The 17,634-nt window shown below is 35.0% G+C and carries 13 protein-coding genes; 12 read left to right on the top strand and 1 reads right to left on the bottom strand.

Annotation, left to right across the window (positions count from 1 at the left end; genetic code table 11):
• Positions 1 to 117: 117 nt before the first annotated feature.
• On the top strand, positions 118 to 1,875 hold the full coding sequence (locus ACZ2G0_RS11200; protein ID WP_470307723.1) for a DUF885 domain-containing protein: 1,758 nt from the start codon (positions 118 to 120) through the stop codon (positions 1,873 to 1,875).
• A gap of 411 nt (positions 1,876 to 2,286) precedes the next feature.
• Complete coding sequence (locus ACZ2G0_RS11195) at positions 2,287 to 2,529, top strand: hypothetical protein (protein ID WP_300285526.1); 243 nt, start codon at positions 2,287 to 2,289, stop codon at positions 2,527 to 2,529.
• Between the two features lie 23 nt (positions 2,530 to 2,552).
• On the opposite strand, the gene ACZ2G0_RS11190 is transcribed toward ACZ2G0_RS11195, so the two are convergent.
• Positions 2,553 to 4,097, bottom strand: a complete 1,545-nt coding sequence (locus ACZ2G0_RS11190; RefSeq protein ID WP_470307722.1) for a hypothetical protein — start codon at positions 4,095 to 4,097, stop codon at positions 2,553 to 2,555.
• Positions 4,098 to 4,252: 155 nt separating this feature from the next.
• Between ACZ2G0_RS11190 and ACZ2G0_RS11185 the strand changes: the two genes are divergently transcribed.
• From ACZ2G0_RS11185 to ACZ2G0_RS11140, 10 genes are all read left to right on the top strand, one after another.
• Positions 4,253 to 5,428 carry a 2-isopropylmalate synthase gene (locus tag ACZ2G0_RS11185; protein ID WP_470307721.1) on the top strand — a complete coding sequence of 392 codons (1,176 nt, stop codon included), beginning with the start codon at positions 4,253 to 4,255 and terminating at the stop codon, positions 5,426 to 5,428.
• Between the two features lie 50 nt (positions 5,429 to 5,478).
• A complete protein-coding gene (gene leuB / locus ACZ2G0_RS11180; protein WP_470307720.1) occupies positions 5,479 to 6,597 on the top strand; it encodes a 3-isopropylmalate dehydrogenase in 1,119 nt (372 codons plus the stop codon).
• 42 nt (positions 6,598 to 6,639) lie between these two features.
• Positions 6,640 to 8,313, top strand: a complete 1,674-nt coding sequence (gene ilvD / locus ACZ2G0_RS11175) for a dihydroxy-acid dehydratase (RefSeq protein WP_470307719.1) — start codon at positions 6,640 to 6,642, stop codon at positions 8,311 to 8,313.
• Between the two features lie 40 nt (positions 8,314 to 8,353).
• Positions 8,354 to 10,051 carry a biosynthetic-type acetolactate synthase large subunit gene (gene ilvB / locus ACZ2G0_RS11170; protein WP_470307718.1) on the top strand — a complete coding sequence of 566 codons (1,698 nt, stop codon included), beginning with the start codon at positions 8,354 to 8,356 and terminating at the stop codon, positions 10,049 to 10,051.
• A gap of 95 nt (positions 10,052 to 10,146) precedes the next feature.
• Positions 10,147 to 10,674 (top strand): acetolactate synthase small subunit, encoded by a 528-nt coding sequence (ilvN, locus tag ACZ2G0_RS11165; protein ID WP_300286870.1) that lies wholly within the window; start codon positions 10,147 to 10,149, stop codon positions 10,672 to 10,674.
• An 8-nt stretch (positions 10,675 to 10,682) separates the two neighbouring features.
• Positions 10,683 to 12,155, top strand: a complete 1,473-nt coding sequence (gene ilvC / locus ACZ2G0_RS11160) for a ketol-acid reductoisomerase (RefSeq protein ID WP_470307717.1) — start codon at positions 10,683 to 10,685, stop codon at positions 12,153 to 12,155.
• Between the two features lie 456 nt (positions 12,156 to 12,611).
• Entirely contained in the window at positions 12,612 to 14,519 is a 1,908-nt protein-coding gene (gene acs / locus ACZ2G0_RS11155) for an acetate--CoA ligase (protein WP_470307716.1), read from the top strand.
• 199 nt (positions 14,520 to 14,718) lie between these two features.
• Positions 14,719 to 15,837 (top strand): NAD(P)/FAD-dependent oxidoreductase, encoded by a 1,119-nt coding sequence (locus ACZ2G0_RS11150; RefSeq protein ID WP_470307715.1) that lies wholly within the window; start codon positions 14,719 to 14,721, stop codon positions 15,835 to 15,837.
• Between the two features lie 9 nt (positions 15,838 to 15,846).
• Positions 15,847 to 16,560 (top strand): methyltransferase domain-containing protein, encoded by a 714-nt coding sequence (locus ACZ2G0_RS11145; protein ID WP_470307714.1) that lies wholly within the window; start codon positions 15,847 to 15,849, stop codon positions 16,558 to 16,560.
• Complete coding sequence (locus ACZ2G0_RS11140) at positions 16,557 to 17,609, top strand: type III polyketide synthase (RefSeq protein WP_470307713.1); 1,053 nt, start codon at positions 16,557 to 16,559, stop codon at positions 17,607 to 17,609. The genes ACZ2G0_RS11145 and ACZ2G0_RS11140 overlap by 4 nt, the downstream gene beginning before the upstream one ends.
• Positions 17,610 to 17,634: the final 25 nt, after the last annotated feature.

The following is a 17,634-nucleotide window of genomic DNA, read 5'->3' as shown; positions in this document are numbered from 1 at the left end:
TTAAAACAACACATTTAAGCCGTAATTCATCATTACGGCTTTTTTACGTTTATATGCTAAACTCATTCTTAATTATTCCAACAGATTTTTTACCTTTAAATTCTGAAAAAAGCATTTATGAAAAAAATAATAGTATCGGCCGTACTTCTCACTTTCTTAATTTCTTGCAATAAGAAAGCAGAAACTGTAGTTCCAAAAGACATTAATTTAGCTTTCGAAAATTATAAGGAAGGATTTGTCAGTTCACTTTGGGACGTATATCCAGATTGGGCCGCATATCAAGGTTTTCACAAAGGAGATAGCATTTTGGTGATTTCTGACTCGGTTTTTAAAAAGAAACAACTTGATTTTGCACATGCACAACTTGATTCTTTGGAGCACTATCCTATTAAAAGTCTTTCGGACAACAATATAATTGATTTCTACATTATTCAAAATCAATTAAAAACAGTAATTTTTTCTATCGATAAGTTAAAATCAAATGAATGGAATCCTGCAGAATACAATGTAGGTGGCGCATTTGCTGAAATTTTAAACGGAAAGTACGATTCGTTGGACGCACGCTTGCACAGTTTCAATGTAAAAATGACCAATATTCCCGCTTATTATACAGCTGCAAAGCAGAACTTAAAAAATCCTACTTTAGAACATACGGCATTGGCTATTGCCCAAAATTTAGGAGGTATTGGTATTTTTGAGCAGGATTTGAATGCGGCTTTAAGCAAAAGTAAATTAAGTGTAGCTGAGAAAAAAGAAATGAGTGCTAAGGCAAAAATTGCCGTAGCAGCGATTAAAGACTATGCTAATTGGTTAAAAGAGCTAGATAACAAGACTCCACGTTCCTTTAGATTAGGTAAGGAGTTGTACGATACAAAATTTGATCTAGAAATTCAATCGAGCTATAGTGCTGATTCTGTTTTCGCAAAAGCAGTAGCACATAAAGCAGATTTGCACGAAAAAATGTTTCGCCTTGCAGATACTCTATGGACCAAGTACCTAAAAAAGGAGCCGAAACCAACGGATAAATTGCAATTGATTAAAAAGGTTATTGACAAAATTTCGCTTCAGCATACCACTCCTGCTAAATTTCAATCTGAAATCGAAAAGCAAATTCCTGAACTTGCTGCCTATGTTAAAGAAAAAGATTTGTTGTATATCGATCCATCTAAACCACTAGTTGTTCGCAAGGAACCAGCTTACATGGCAGGTGTTGCGGGAGCTTCGATATCCGCTCCTGGTCCTTACGATAAAAATGCAAATACTTATTACAATGTTGGTAGTTTAAACGGTTGGTCAGCAGAAAAGGCAGAAAGTTATTTGAGAGAATATAATGATTATGTCCTACGAATTTTAAATATTCACGAAGCAATTCCGGGTCATTACACCCAATTAGTGTACAGCAACCAAGCGCCTAGTATTATAAAAGCACTATTTGGAAACGGCGCTATGATCGAAGGTTGGGCTGTTTATGCCGAAAGAATGATGCTGGAAAGTGGTTATAAAAATTCACCTGAAATGTGGTTGATGTATTATAAATGGAACCTAAGAACGACTTGTAACACGATTTTAGATTATAGTGTTCACAGCAAAAACATGAGCAAAGAGGAAGCGATGTCTTTACTAATCAATGAAGCGTTTCAACAACAGGCTGAAGCCGAAGGCAAATGGACTCGTGTTAGTGTATCGCAAGTACAGCTATGTTCTTATTTTGCAGGCTATACAGAAATTTATGACTTTAGGGAATTACTTAAAAAAGAAAAAGGAGCTGATTTTAACTTGAAACAGTTCCATGAAAAGTTCTTGAGTTACGGTAGTGCTCCTGTGAAATACATTAAAGAATTAATGGTAAAGGAAAGCAAGAATAAAAAGTCCTAAAAGAAAAAACCAATTAAAAATTTAATTGGTTTTTTTTAGTCTAAAATTGTCCTAGAAGCCAATAAAGAATAATAAAAAGTATAATAGTTCCAAAGCAACCACCACCTAATTTTTTGGCTCCCCAGCCTGCGAGTATTGTTTTAAAGAATCCGTTCATGATGTAAAGTATTAGTTTATTAATTGATTTATTGTTAAAAATAAATAAAAAAAAGCTACAACCTTTAGTTACATTATAATGTTGATATATAATCTATTAATATTAAAAGAATGTGCTCGTTTACTACAACTGCAAGAGAAAGTCTAAGTTTTAAAACTTTCCTTTATTAGTTCAAAACCAAATTTTGCTACCTGAAATTTTTTAGTAATTAAATTGTATATCGTAAATTTGACAAAAATAATTTGATCAATTAAATGAAGCCTTTAAAAGAAAATCTGCTGATAAAAGACGCCACCTTGCATAAAGTTCAATTTGATACTGAGTGGTTTTTTAATTTGGATGAAATGGCTTTTTATTTAAAAGAGGATTTATCCGAAGTCGAGTTTATCTATCTCCCAATGATAATCGATGGCGAGGAGGAATATGTGAAATGCAGTTCTTTTGAAGACATTATCCGAGGCCGAAAAGAATTTATAGAAAATAAAAGAGGAGCTTGATGTAAGCTCCTCTTTTGGTTCAACTATCGATTGGTTAATTTTGCTTTCTCTTTTCTGATGTCACTGATTTTTCGATTTTCGATTTTGCTTTCGAGCCAAGAAATAATATCAAGATATAAAAAGGCTCTTTTTTCATAGGTATTCTTATCGAGTTCTATAAAACGAAGGCGCATTTTAATGAATTCCTTCTTAATATCGCTCGGATAAATTGAATTTAGGTTTTTCAAAAACTTAATAATCTCCTTTTGAACCTCATGTAAGTCGTTCATTTTAAGTAAAAACTTATAGGTATTCTTTAATTGGTTTTCTAAATAATAATCTTTACCGAGTTCATAATGAGCAATTAAACACAGTAGACGAGCAAAGCACATTAAATCTTCGCGCATGCTTAGATTTTTGTTGTTGATTATTTTTTCAAGATATAAAATACAATCCGCATACTTTTCATTGCCAAAATAAATGCTCGCAATTTTGTAAAAAAACATCATTTCGTGATGTTCATCTAGATGATCATTATGGATTTTAAGTTTATGTAAAATTTCAGGAATTAAGTATTCTGCTTCCGCAAAAGTGCCTTCTAGAATATGAAAATTCAGCTTGTTGTTATAAACGTATAGAAAGGATAATGAAGCAATATTGTCGTTTACAGGAAATCGAGGATCAGCAATCGTTTCTTCTAATCGACTTAGGTTTTCTTTAAACTTCGACATGTATTTTAGCATATACAACGACTCCAATAAATAATGGTTTCCTTTTAGAAAGAAAACCGGATTTAGGAAAATCATGTGCTCATTGTCATAAAACAAAGTCACCCATTTATAGGCATATTTATAACTAGATAAAAAATCTTGCACAAGGAAACTGCGCCACAGATTGGCATTATAAAACCAGTATTTTTCTCTAAAACCAAATTTAGTTTCATCAAATTTAGCGATGTGTTTGTTAAAATAATCATCAATATATTTATACTCCTCATCTGTTTTTACGTATCCAGTTTTAAGCATGATACCATAAAGCTGCAAAGAAAGGTTGGAGAGTTTACTCGATATTGTGTTTCTATAATTAAGCTCCTTGGCTTGAATTACCAATTCATCGGCACGACCTTGGATACTTCGAGTGATATACTGCGATTCTATCAATTTTTCGAACTCTACTATTTCGTATGCCATCAATTTTTCATCGTTTTCTAAAGCGGTGATTTTGGTTTTATCCAAGAGTTTTAAGCTTTGCTTATAGAGTCCTTTATTGTATAAAATGGTAGCAAAATCGATTTGCTCTCGCAGTTGATAACGCACATTTTGACTTGGAATATTAAGTCTAATACTAACCAGTATTTGCTTGTATAGATATGATTTTAAGTTAGATAGCTGTACTTTTTTAATTACACCGCTTTTTAAAATCAGTTTTTCGTCATAGGTATCTGACTTGTCTAAAGTATTAAACAACTCAATGAATTTAGTATTTGAACTGGTCTCTAACCGACTCGCAAAAATTTTAAACTGTCTTTTTTCCGATTTGGACAGTGATTTTATTAAGACAAATAAGAAATCTTTTTGATGGTTAGCCATTGTAAAATAAAGTGGTTTATTTTATTGATTATTAAGTGTTTAGCTAATTAAAAATTAGCTTATAAGCAGTATATTTAGTATAAATTCGTTTTATATTCACTATATGGAAATCTACTTTTGCTATGAAGATGTGAAATTACATTAAATAAATGAAAATGAATAGAGAGAAAGTTCAAATTTTTGATACCACTTTGAGAGATGGAGAACAAGTCCCGGGATGTAAATTAGACACGGCTCAAAAGTTAGTCATTGCAAAACGATTGGATGAGATGGGTGTTGATATCATTGAAGCTGGATTCCCTGTTTCAAGTCCAGGAGATTTTTTATCTGTTTCAGAAATTAGTAAAGTAGTTAAAAACGCTACGGTTTGCGGATTAACGAGAGCGGTAAAAAATGATATCGATGTGGCAGCCGCAGCGCTTAAAAACGCAAAGTTTCCGCGTATTCATACTGGTATAGGAACTTCTGATTCTCATATCATACACAAATTAAATACAACCAAAGAAGATATTATTGAGCGTGCTAAAGCTGCCGTAAAACTAGCCAAATCATACGTCGAAGATGTAGAGTTTTATGCTGAAGATGCAGGACGCACGGATAATGAATTTTTAGCACGAGTCTGTGAAGAAGTTATAAAAGCAGGTGCTACAGTATTAAATATTCCTGATACTACAGGATATTGCTTGCCAGAAGAATATGGAGCAAAAATTAAATACCTGATAGAGAATGTAAAAGGTATTGAAAACGTGGTTTTGTCTTGCCATTGTCACAATGATCTTGGAATGGCTACAGCAAATTCAATTTCGGGTGCCATCAATGGAGCTAGACAAATAGAATGTACAATAAATGGAATAGGAGAAAGAGCGGGAAATACTGCACTCGAGGAAGTAGTAATGATATTCAAACAACATCCTTATTTGAATCTATACACCGATATTGATACAAAGCAATTGAATGAAATGAGCAGATTAGTTTCTGAAAGTATGGGAATGATTGTTCAACCCAATAAAGCAATCGTAGGTGCCAATGCCTTTGCTCACAGTTCAGGAATTCATCAAGATGGTGTAATAAAAAACAGAGCAACTTACGAAATAATGGATCCTTTAGAAGTTGGTGTAAATGAATCCTCAATAGTCTTAACAGCGAGAAGCGGAAGAGCTGCACTGGCGTATCGAGCTAAAAAAGTAGGATACGAACTAACCAAAGTACAATTAGATATCGTTTACACCGAGTTTTTGAAATTTGCAGATATTAAGAAAGAAGTCGTAGATGCAGACATTCATCAAATTATTGAAGTCAGTAAATTGCAAGAAGAATTGATCAGAAATTAGTAGTTAAAAAGAACGTTAGAAAGCAACACAACATTATAGTCATAAATCGTATGAATCTAAAAATAGCAGTATTAGCAGGTGACGGAATTGGTCCAGAAGTTATTTTACAAGCCAAAAAAGCGTTGTACGCCATTGGTGTAATTTACCATCACGAATTTATTTTTGAAGATGCGCTAGTAGGGGCAACGGCAATAGATAAAACAGGGACGTCCTTACCACAACAAACATTAAATCTGTGCCTAAATACCGATGCTGTTTTATTTGGTGCGGTTGGAGATCCTGTGCATGATATAAATCCTGACACAGTAATGCGACCAGCTCATGGTGTTTTAAAATTAAGAAAAGAATTAGGTCTATTTACAAATGTTCGTCCTATTAAAACCTATCCCACTTTATTAAACTCCTCTCCTTTGAAACAGGAAATAATCGATGGTATCGATTTTGTTGTTTTCAGAGAATTGACAGGTGGCGCTTATTTCAGTGAGAAAAAAATAAATCCAGAGGGTACTATTGCCTCTGATTTACTAGAATATTCAGAAGAAGAAATTACTAGAATTGCACATTTGGCTTTTCAATCCGCAGAAAAAAGAAAACAAAAAGTAACCTTGGTTGATAAAGCCAATGTTTTAGAAACGTCCCGCTTATGGAGAAAAGTCGTTTCAAACGTAGCCGAAACCTATCCGGACGTAACTTTGAATTTTTTATATGCTGATACGGCAGCCATGCAAGTCATTTTAAACCCTAAACAATTTGACGTTATTCTTACTGAAAATTTATTTGGAGATATTTTATCCGATGAAGCGAGTGCTATAACCGGTTCTATCGGATTATTGGCATCAGCATCCTACGGAACTTCTAATGCTTTATTTGAGCCTGTACACGGTTCGCATCCATTGGCTAAAGGTAAAAACATTGCTAATCCAATCGCTTCAATCGTTTCAGCTGCTATGCTTTTAGAGCATTTTGGACTATACGAAGAAGCGCAAAAAGTACACGAAGCAGTTTTGAAATCGATAGAATACAATGTTGTTACGATCGATCTAAATCCCGGAACAAGCTTTGGAACTAATGAGGTTGGAGAATTCGTTTCCAATTTTATTTTGAACAAAGATGATTTACTATACTTCAATAATGACAACGTCCATATTGGTCAGTCTACAATTGTTTAAAATAGAAAAACATAATTAAAAAATCAGCTAGAATTACATATAATGGAATTAAATAAATACAGTAAAACCATCACCCAAGACGAAACCCAACCCGCTGCGCAAGCCATGTTGTACGGAATAGGATTAACCGAAGAAGATCTAAACAAGGCGCAAGTTGGAATCGTAAGTATGGGTTACGAAGGAAATACGTGTAACATGCACTTGAACGACCTTGCTAAAGATATTAAGAAGGGTGTGTGGAAGGAAGATCTTGTAGGTCTAATTTTTAACACAGTAGGAGTGAGTGATGGAATCTCAAACGGTACTGACGGAATGCGTTTTTCACTAGTTTCTAGAGACGTAATCGCAGATTCTATCGAGACAGTAATGGGAGCACAATGGTATGATGCATTAATTGCTGTTCCAGGTTGCGATAAAAATATGCCAGGATCTGTTATTGCAATGGGTAGAGTTAATCGTCCATCGATTATGGTTTATGGTGGTACCATTCACTCTGGAAAATGGAAAGGTGAATCACTAAATATTGTCTCTGCTTTTGAAGCATTAGGAAAAAAATTCAGCAATACTATCGAATCAGAAGATTTTAAAGGAGTAATAAAAAATGCTTGTCCTGGTGCTGGAGCTTGTGGCGGAATGTACACGGCGAACACCATGTCATCAGCAATTGAAGCCTTGGGAATGAGTTTGCCTTACAGCTCTTCTAATCCGGCTTTAAGCCAAGAAAAAAAACAAGAATGTATTGACGCTGGTAAAGCCATCCGAATATTATTAGAAAAAGACATTAAACCTAGAGACATCATGACACGTGAAGCATTTGAAAATGCGATCACGATGGTGGCAGTTCTAGGTGGTTCAACAAATGCGGTGATGCACTTAATTGCAATGGCACATTCTGTTGATATCGAAATCACACTAAAAGATTTCCAAGACATTAGTGATAAAACTCCTTTGCTGGCTGATTTAAAACCAAGCGGGAAATACCTGATGGAAGACTTACACGAAGTAGGTGGTGTTCCAGCGGTAATGAAATATTTATTAAAAGAAGGATTGCTACACGGAAATTGCTTGACAGTTACCGGAAAAACGCTAGCTGAAAACTTAGCAGCTGTTCCCGATTTAAATGACGGACAAGAAGTAATTCACGAAATACAAAAAGCTTTAAAAGCAACAGGAAATATTCAAATTCTATATGGTAATCTAGCCGAAGAGGGATGTGTTGCTAAAATTAGTGGTAACGAAGGAGAATATTTTGAAGGTGATGCTATTGTTTATGAGAATGAACATGATGTAATAAAAGGAGTTCGAGCGGGAGAGGTTAAACCCGGAAATGTAGTCGTCATCAGGTACTGTGGACCTAAAGGTGGGCCAGGAATGCCTGAAATGCTAAAACCAACATCCGCAATTATGGGTGCCGGTTTAGGAAAAAGTGTCGCTTTGATTACTGATGGTAGATTCTCTGGTGGTTCACATGGTTTTGTTGTAGGACACGTAACGCCCGAAGCTTTTGATGGAGGTGGAATTGCACTGGTTGAAAATGGTGATATTATTACTATTGATGCCGTGAAAAACACCATCAATTTAAAAATTTCTGACGAAGAGTTTGCAGCAAGAAAAGCAAAATGGGTTCAACCCGAATCGAGTATCAAAAAAGGAGTTTTACTAAAATACATTAGATCAGTTTCAAGCGCATCAACAGGTTGTGTAACTGACAAATAAATCAATGAGCCACAAGCTTGTTGCTATTAAATTATAACCCATGGGAACAAACAAAATATCAGGTGCAGAAGCCGTTATTAGATGCCTTTTAGCAGAAGGAGTAGACTTGGTATACGGTTATCCTGGTGGAGCCATTATGCCAGTTTATGATGAATTATACAAATTTAAAGAACAATTGCATCATGTGCTTGTTCGTCATGAGCAAGGAGCAACACATGCCGCGCAAGGATACGCCAGAGCAACCGGAAAAGTAGGTGTAGCCATCGCTACTTCAGGTCCTGGAGCAACTAATCTTGTAACCGGAATCGCTGATGCACAAATAGACTCGACGCCTATGGTGTGCATAACAGGACAAGTAGGGAAACATTTACTTGGATCAGATGCCTTTCAAGAAACCGATATCATCGGAATTTCGACCCCTGTGACAAAGTGGAATTACCAAATTACGGAAGCCTCTGAAATTCCTGAAATTATGGCAAAAGCTTTCTACATTGCTAAAAGTGGTAGGCCAGGCCCTGTTTTGATTGATATTACTAAAAATGCTCAATTTGATGAATTTGACTTCAGTTATGAAAAATGCACGGGAATAAGAAGTTATGTAGCCGTTCCAAAATTAAAATTAGATAAAGTTGCAGCAGCCGCAGCTTTAATTAACCAAGCTAAAAAGCCTTTAATTGTTTTTGGACAAGGAATTATACTTGGACAAGCTGAGGCATTATTCAAAGAATTTGTAGAAAAGTCAGGTATACCAGCAGCATGGACCATTTTAGGTCTTTCCGCTTTACCAACGAATCACGATTTAAATGTAGGAATGTTGGGCATGCATGGAAACTATGGGCCAAATGTTTTAACAAACGAATGTGATGTTTTAATTGCACTAGGAATGCGTTTTGATGACCGCGTTACTGGAAATTTAGCAACTTACGCTAAACAAGCCAAAGTGATTCATTTTGAGATTGATCCAGCCGAAGTGGACAAAAATGTTAAAACTGACGTAGCTGTAATTGGAGATGTTAAAGAAGCACTTTCCGCGCTGTTACCATTAATTGAGAAAAAATCGCATGTCGAATGGCACAATGAATTTAAAGAAAAATACAAAATCGAACTAGAAACTGTTATTAATGAAGAATTAAAACCGACTAATAACAAAGGAATTTCAATGGGAGAAACTATTGAAATGATAAATAAACATTCAAAAGGGGATGCTATTTTAGTTTCAGACGTTGGCCAACACCAAATGTTTACGTGTAGATACGCTAAATTCAATACAACCAAAAGTAATGTAACTTCAGGAGGTCTGGGTACCATGGGATTTGCGCTTCCCGCAGCAATAGGTGCTAAAATGGGAAGACCAGATCGCGAAGTGGTAGCCATTATTGGTGATGGAGGTTTCCAAATGACCATTCAAGAATTAGGAACCATTTTTCAAACAAAAGTACCCGTAAAAATTGTAGTTCTTAACAATGAATTCTTAGGTATGGTAAGACAATGGCAAGAATTATTTTTTGACCATAGATACGCTTCAACAGAAATGATTAATCCCAATTTTGTTGCAATTGCAGAAGGGTATTATATCAAAGCCAAAAAAGTAACCAAACGAGAGGATTTAGATGGAGTAGTAGCCGAAATGTTAGCTTCAAAAGAGTCGTACTTTTTGGAGGTAATGGTAGAAAAAGAGAATAATGTATTCCCTATGATACCTACGGGAGCCTCAGTTTCAGACATTCGTTTGTCATAAAATAGTTTAAAGTTTAGGGTTTAAAGTTAGTACCAATTGATGAAAGATACTACACTTTAAATTTTAAACATAAGACTTTAAACCTAAAAAATAAAATGGAAAATCAAACATTCACCATTTCTGTTTATTCAGAAAACAACGTGGGATTACTAAATAGGATTTCAGGAATATTCTTGAAGCGTCACATTAACATACTAAGCTTAAATGTTTCTGAATCAGAGATTGAAAACGTTTCCCGATTTATTATTGTAGTCAATACAACTGAAAAATGGGTGCAAAATATCGTTGGTCAAATAGAAAAGCAAGTTGAAGTAATAAAAGCCTTTTATCATGTAGATGATGAGACTATATTTTTAGAAAATGCTTTATTTAAAATTGAATCAAGTCTTTTATTTGATGAAAAACAAATTCAAAATATCATCAAAGAAAGTAATTCGGAAATAGTTACCGTGGCACGAGATTTTTTCGTGATTTCTAAATCAGGCCGACGATCAGAGATATCGGAACTGTATGATAAATTGAAGCCTTTTGGAATTATGCAATTTGTACGATCAGGAAGAATATCAGTTTCAAAAGAAAAAATGGAAATTTCAACATTATTAGAAGAACTAAAACAAAAATAAAAAAAGCAATGGCAAATTATTTCAATACATTACCACTACGATTACAACTAGAACAATTAGGCGTTTGCGAATTCATGGACCAATCTGAATTTGCAGATGGCATCGCCGCTTTAAAAGGAAAAAAAGTAGTGATTGTAGGTTGTGGGGCGCAAGGGTTAAACCAAGGATTAAACATGAGAGATTCTGGTTTAGACATCTCTTATACCTTAAGGCAAGAGGCAATAGACCAAAAAAGAGCGTCTTTTATGAATGCCGCAGATAATGGTTTTAAAGTAGGAACGTATGAAGAGTTGATTCCTACGGCCGACTTAGTTTGTAATCTAACTCCCGATAAGCAGCACACCGCAGTAGTAACTGCTATCATGCCACTAATGAAAAAAGGTGCTACTTTGTCGTACTCACATGGTTTTAATATTGTGGAAGAAGGTATGCAAATTCGCAAGGATATCACAGTCATTATGTGTGCTCCAAAATGTCCAGGTTCAGAAGTTCGTGAGGAATACAAAAGAGGTTTTGGCGTACCTACGCTTATTGCCGTTCATCCTGAAAATGATCCTAATGGCATTGGTTTAGCTCAGGCAAAAGCGTATGCGGTTGCAACAGGAGGACATAAAGCAGGTGTATTAAGATCTTCGTTTGTTGCGGAAGTGAAGTCGGATTTGATGGGGGAACAAACCATACTATGCGGATTATTACAAACAGGATCAATTCTTTGCTTTGATAAAATGGTAGCAGAAGGTATTGATGCGGGTTATGCTTCTAAGTTGATTCAATACGGTTGGGAAACCATTACCGAAGGATTAAAATACGGTGGAATTACCAATATGATGGACCGTTTATCCAACCCAGCTAAAATTGCAGCCTTTAAAGTTGCAGATGAATTAAAAGATATCATGCGTCCTTTATTTCAAAAACACATGGATGACATCATTTCGGGTCACTTTTCAAAAACAATGATGGAGGACTGGAACAATGATGACAAAAATCTATTAACCTGGAGATCAGCGACTGGAGATACAAACTTTGAAAAAACAGCTGCAGGAGATTTCGAAATTACAGAGCAAGAATATTATGACAATGGTGTTTTAATGGTTGCTATGGTAAAAGCGGGAGTAGAATTGGCTTTTGAAGCCATGACGCAATCCGGTATTATTGAGGAGTCAGCTTATTACGAGTCGCTACACGAAACGCCACTTATTGCAAATACCATCGCTAGAAAAAAATTGTTCGAAATGAACCGTGTTATCTCTGATACTGCTGAATATGGCTGTTATTTATTTGATCATGCTTGTAAACCGTTGATAGCTGATTATGTTAAAAACGCGCCAAGCAATTTAATAGGTCGTCCATTTAATAACGGAGAAAACGGTGTAGATAATAAAGTATTAATTGAGGTTAATAGCATCATCAGAAATCATCCGGTTGAAGAAGTAGGAGCATGGCTAAGAGAATCTATGACCGCAATGAAAAAAATAGTTTAAAAAATAAATTAGATAGGAATTACCATAAGGGAGCGCGTTTTAAAGGTTTATAATACTATCAAAAGTTGCTTGTTGTTTTTGAATTAGTTTCAATAAAAGACTTTAAAATGATAATTATGATGCGTTTTACTATCACGTAACTGGCTTAAAGCGATTCGGTTAAGTGAGGTAATTCCTTATTTTTAGTACTATTTCTATTTTAAACAATCACAAGAATAATCCCTTTTATTGTACTCAAAATTGCAGTCCTATCTTTTTTAAATAGCGCTGTTATTTATTGAAACCTCTTTGTACGCCAAATTTCAATCTGTTTGTCCTAAAACGGTTGTAAATTGTAGTATTCTAAAAAATACAGACCTTACTTTTGATAAAATGTATTTTTTTGTTCAAATTAATGATTTTAATTGTTTTTACTTTCAAGCCTTATTTAATACATTTATAAAAAAATAAATAAGCATGAGTTATTATAAAATCGAAAATTTAGAACAATACTTTAAACACTATAATAAATCAGTTCGTGAACCAAGAAAATTTTGGGGAAAAATTGCTGAAGAAAATTTTACTTGGTACCAACAATGGGACAAAGTTGTTGAATTCAACATGGCCGAAGGTGACATCCAATGGTTTACTGAGGCTAAACTTAACATTACAAAAAACTGTATTGACAGACATCTAAATAAAAGAGGAGATAAAACAGCAATTATTTTCGAACCTAACAATCCTAATGAGGAGGCGTTGCATATCACTTATACTGATTTGCACCAACGCGTTTGCAAAATGGCTAACGTTTTAAAAGAACAAGGAATTTCCAAGGGGGATCGTGTTTGTATTTATTTACCCATGATTCCGGAACTTGCAGTTGCAACCTTAGCTTGTGCTAGGATAGGAGCAATTCATTCAGTGGTATTTGCAGGATTTTCAGCTACAGCAGTAGCAACGAGAATAAATGATAGCGATTGTAAAATGGTAATAACCTCTGATGGAGGCTACCGCGGAAACAAAACCATAGAACTAAAAGAAATTATTGATGAAGCTTTAGAGAAATGTCCTTCGGTAGGTTCAGTATTGGTTGTGAAAAGAACCAATACTAGTGTAACTATGAAGGAAGGTAGAGATCTTTGGTTACAACCTTTATTGGATGAGGCTTCAGACAATAGTATTGCTGAAATAATGGATTCAGAAGACCCTTTATTTATTTTATATACTTCGGGTTCGACCGGTAAACCAAAAGGAATGGTTCATACCACTGCAGGTTACATGGTGCAAACGGCATACACATTTAAAAATGTTTTCAATTACGAAGAAACTGATGTTTTTTGGTGCACCGCCGATATTGGTTGGATCACCGGACATTCTTATATTCTATACGGTCCACTTTTAAATGGTGCTACAACAGTAATCTTTGAAGGAGTGCCGTCATATCCTGATTTTAGCCGTTTTTGGCAAATTATTGAAAAGCATAAAGTGAGTCAGTTTTATACGGCCCCAACTGCTATTCGTTCGTTAGCCAAAGAAAGTATAGAATATGTTCAAAAGTACAAATTAGAATCGCTTAAAGTAATTGGATCCGTTGGTGAGCCCATTAACGAAGAGGCTTGGCATTGGTTCAATGATCATGTAGGCGCTAAGCGTTGCCCGGTTGTGGATACGTGGTGGCAAACAGAAACAGGCGGAATCATGATTTCTCCAATCGCATTTGTTACTCCTACGAAACCAACATATGCTACATTGCCTTTACCTGGTATTCAAGCGGTTTTAATGGACGAAAAACGAAATGAAATTGAGGGTAATCAAGTAGTTGGAAGCTTGTGCATCAAATTTCCGTGGCCTGGAATAGCTCGTACTATTTGGGGAGATCATCAACGCTATAAAGACACTTATTTTTCACAGTTTCCAGGTAAATTCTTTACGGGAGATGGCGCTTTAAGAGATGAAGTAGGTTATTATAGAATTACAGGTCGAGTAGATGACGTAGTTATTGTTTCAGGTCACAATCTTGGAACAGCGCCTATCGAAGACTCAATAAATGAACATCCAGCAGTGGCCGAAAGTGCTATTGTAGGCTTTCCTCATGATGTGAAAGGAAATGCATTGTACGGTTTTGTAATTCTGAAAGAAACAGGCGAAATCAGAAATAAAGAAAACCTGTTTAAAGAAATTAACCAACAAATCTCAGATCATGTTGGTCCAATTGCCAAACTAGATAAAATTCAGTTTGTATCTGGTTTACCCAAAACAAGATCAGGCAAAATTATGAGAAGAATTCTAAGAAAAATAGCCGAAGGTGATTTTTCAAATTTTGGTGACATCACTACATTGTTGAATCCAGAAATAGTGGAGGAAATAAAAAATAGTAGAGTCTAATACTCTACAAATACTATTTTAAAGGTTGGTTATCTGTTTCTAAGATGCCAACCTTTTTTTGTTATCTCAAGCCTGAAGCGATCCGTTTCAAATGGTGTTAGTTTTTAAGCTTGCAGTCCATCATTATCACTAGAAAACAAGCTAAAATATATTTCGTTTTAAAGCAATTTATTGAACTAAATCAGTAAATTTACGAGATATGACAAACGATGCAATAGTTATAATTGGTGGTGGTTTAGCAGGACTTATTGCTGCTATACACTTAAAAAATCACAATTATGATGTTGTCGTTATCGAAAAAAATGAATTCCCAAAGCATAAGGTTTGTGGTGAATACATTAGTAATGAAGTCTTACCTTATTTGAGCCTTCTTGGTTTAGATATTCCCTCTTTAAATCCCAAACAGATCGACAAACTATCTTTTTCATTAGTTTCTGGAAAAGCGATTAATATTCCCCTTCCTTTAGGCGGTTTTGGTATTAGTAGGTATGAGTTAGATAAATACTTATTCGATCAAGCCAGTAAAAGAGGTTGTATTGTCGTGCAAGAGACTGTAGAACAGGTCAATTTTATAAATGATTCTTTCACGGTAAGTACTAATTTAAATTCATATTCCGCTTCCATTGTTTTAGGCGCCTTTGGCAAAAGATCAAATCTTGATGTGCAACTAAAGCGAAGTTTTATGCAGCACCAATCCAATTGGTTGGGAGTTAAAGCACATTATCAGTTGGACTTTCCAGATGATTTAGTAGGCTTGCATCACTTTAAAGGTGGATATTGTGGTATTTCTAAAATAGAAAACAACCAAGTAAATATTTGCTATCTTGCTAATTATGAAACTTTTAAAAAATACAAATCTACTTCAGAATATCAAAATAACGTACTCGGTCAGAATCCAAACTTAAATGCTATTTTTAAACATGCTATCCTTCAATTTGAAAAACCTTTAACCATAAGTCAAATATCATTTGAAGAAAAAAACTGTGTAGAGGATCATATTTTAATGATTGGAGACACTGCTGGTTTAATTCATCCTTTATGTGGCAACGGAATGGCCATGGCGATTCACAGTGCTAAAATTGCTTCAGACTTAGTCATAGCTTTTAAATCTGGCCAAATTAAAACAAGGGAAGTACTCGAAACTAAATACGAACAACAATGGAAGTATAATTTTAAGAAACGACTTGAAACAGGCCGATTCTTGTCTCGATTATTAGAGAGAGAAAAACTGGCATCAATGGTATTGCGTATATTGATTGTATTCCCATTCCTCCTTCCATTAATTATAAAAAAAACGCATGGTAAAGCAATTTTATAGCCCTAATTTATGTTTATAAATACAAAATACAGGACAGAGGAACCCGAGATCATGGATGATTTTGCTTTAGAGGGCGAAGTCTTGCGTGACGCTTTAGATAAAATAGCAAAAATTAACCAACTGCTGGGTGGAAACAAGTTAACTTTACATGGAGTTAAAAAACTAATTAGAAAAATTCCAGAGGCCACTGAAATAACGATTGTTGATATTGGTTGCGGCAACGGAGATATGTTGCGAGCATTAGCTGATTATGGCTTGAAGCACAACCGAAAGTTTAATTTAATTGGAATCGATGCAAATAATTTCACTATTAAGCATGCTACTACTTTATCAGTAGCTTATAAAAATATAAGTTACCGCTGCGAGGATATTTTTGAGCAAGCTTTTGATGATTTGAAATATGACATTGTATTATGCACATTAACCTTACATCATTTTAAAGATGCCGAGATTCTTTCAATCATGAGTATTTTTTATAAAAATGCAAAACACGGCATCATAATTAATGATTTGGTTCGAAGTGCACTGGCTTACCGCTTATTTCAAGGATTATGCTTCGTTTTCAAATTAAATGACATGTCGAGAGAAGATGGACTAATTTCCATTTTAAGAGGTTTTAAAAAAGAGGAATTAAGCGCTTTTTCGAAACAATTACTATTTAAAAACTATACCATTCATTGGAAATGGGCTTTTCGATACCAATGGATAATATCAAAAATATGAGCGTAAAAATAAATACAGTTACGAAACAATTACCAATATATTCTAGGACAACTGCTGAAATCATTCCTTTTCTTGATGCTTGGCTTTCAGGTCAAGACGAACGGTTTATTCGGAAAGTAAAAAAAATATTTGAAGGCGCGGCAGTAGATAAACGGTATTCAATAATGGATCCACTTGAAGTATTCACGAATACCTCTTTTGAAGAACGCAATGATATTTACACTAGAGAAGTAATTGATTTAGGCGAAAAAGTATTGCAAAAAGCCTTGGATAAATCAGGTTGGGATCCTAAAAGTTTGGATTATATCATTACCGTGAGTTGCACTGGAATAATGATACCATCTTTAGATGCATATCTTATTAATAAATTACAACTTCGTCAAGACATCGTACGATTACCTGTAACGGAGATGGGCTGTGCCGCAGGAATTTCCGGAATCATCTATGCTAAGAATTTTCTAAAAGCAAATCCGGGTAAACGTGCCGCCGTTATTGCAGTTGAAAGTCCTACAGCCACATTTCAGCTAAATGATTATTCGATGTCAAATATTGTAAGCGCTGCGATTTTTGGTGATGGTGCAGCTTGTGCGTTGTTGTCGTCTCATCCGGATGATAACGGACCTGAAATTCTTGCCGAAGAGATGTATCATTTTTATGACAACGAGCACATGATGGGTTTTAAACTCACTAATTCTGGCTTGCAAATGGTTTTAGATATCGAAGTTCCAGACACTATTGCTTCTCATTTTCCGATGATCATTCATCCTTTTTTAGAAAAAAGTAACTTGAAAATTACTGATATTGATCATTTGATTTTTCATCCTGGCGGAAAAAAAATCGTACAGACGGTGGAAGATTTATTTGCCGATTTAGGCAAAAATATTGACGATACGAAAGAAGTGCTTCGATTATACGGAAATATGTCTAGTGCTACCGTTTTATATGTCTTAGAGCGGTTTATGGACAAGAGCGATTTAAAAGGGTCTAAAGGATTGATGCTTAGTTTTGGACCTGGTTTCTCTGCTCAAAGGGTTTTACTACAGTTTTAAACGAAATGAATAAGTAATAGTAGAA

It is taken from the genome of Flavobacterium sp. KKT103, assembly GCF_055640565.1.
This window is presented reverse-complemented; position numbering and strand designations above follow the sequence as displayed.

Bases quoted from the DNA above. Each gene is read 5' to 3' on its own strand.
- ACZ2G0_RS11200 (WP_470307723.1), top strand. From the start codon at position 118: ATGAAAAAAATAATAGTATCGGCCGTACTTCTCACTTTCTTAATTTCT.
- ACZ2G0_RS11195 (WP_300285526.1), top strand. From the start codon at position 2,287: ATGAAGCCTTTAAAAGAAAATCTGCTGATAAAAGACGCCACCTTGCAT.
- ACZ2G0_RS11190 (WP_470307722.1), bottom strand. From the start codon at position 4,097: ATGGCTAACCATCAAAAAGATTTCTTATTTGTCTTAATAAAATCACTG.
- ACZ2G0_RS11185 (WP_470307721.1), top strand. From the start codon at position 4,253: ATGAATAGAGAGAAAGTTCAAATTTTTGATACCACTTTGAGAGATGGA.
- leuB (WP_470307720.1), top strand. From the start codon at position 5,479: ATGAATCTAAAAATAGCAGTATTAGCAGGTGACGGAATTGGTCCAGAA.
- ilvD (WP_470307719.1), top strand. From the start codon at position 6,640: ATGGAATTAAATAAATACAGTAAAACCATCACCCAAGACGAAACCCAA.
- ilvB (WP_470307718.1), top strand. From the start codon at position 8,354: ATGGGAACAAACAAAATATCAGGTGCAGAAGCCGTTATTAGATGCCTT.
- ilvN (WP_300286870.1), top strand. From the start codon at position 10,147: ATGGAAAATCAAACATTCACCATTTCTGTTTATTCAGAAAACAACGTG.
- ilvC (WP_470307717.1), top strand. From the start codon at position 10,683: ATGGCAAATTATTTCAATACATTACCACTACGATTACAACTAGAACAA.
- acs (WP_470307716.1), top strand. From the start codon at position 12,612: ATGAGTTATTATAAAATCGAAAATTTAGAACAATACTTTAAACACTAT.
- ACZ2G0_RS11150 (WP_470307715.1), top strand. From the start codon at position 14,719: ATGACAAACGATGCAATAGTTATAATTGGTGGTGGTTTAGCAGGACTT.
- ACZ2G0_RS11145 (WP_470307714.1), top strand. From the start codon at position 15,847: ATGTTTATAAATACAAAATACAGGACAGAGGAACCCGAGATCATGGAT.
- ACZ2G0_RS11140 (WP_470307713.1), top strand. From the start codon at position 16,557: ATGAGCGTAAAAATAAATACAGTTACGAAACAATTACCAATATATTCT.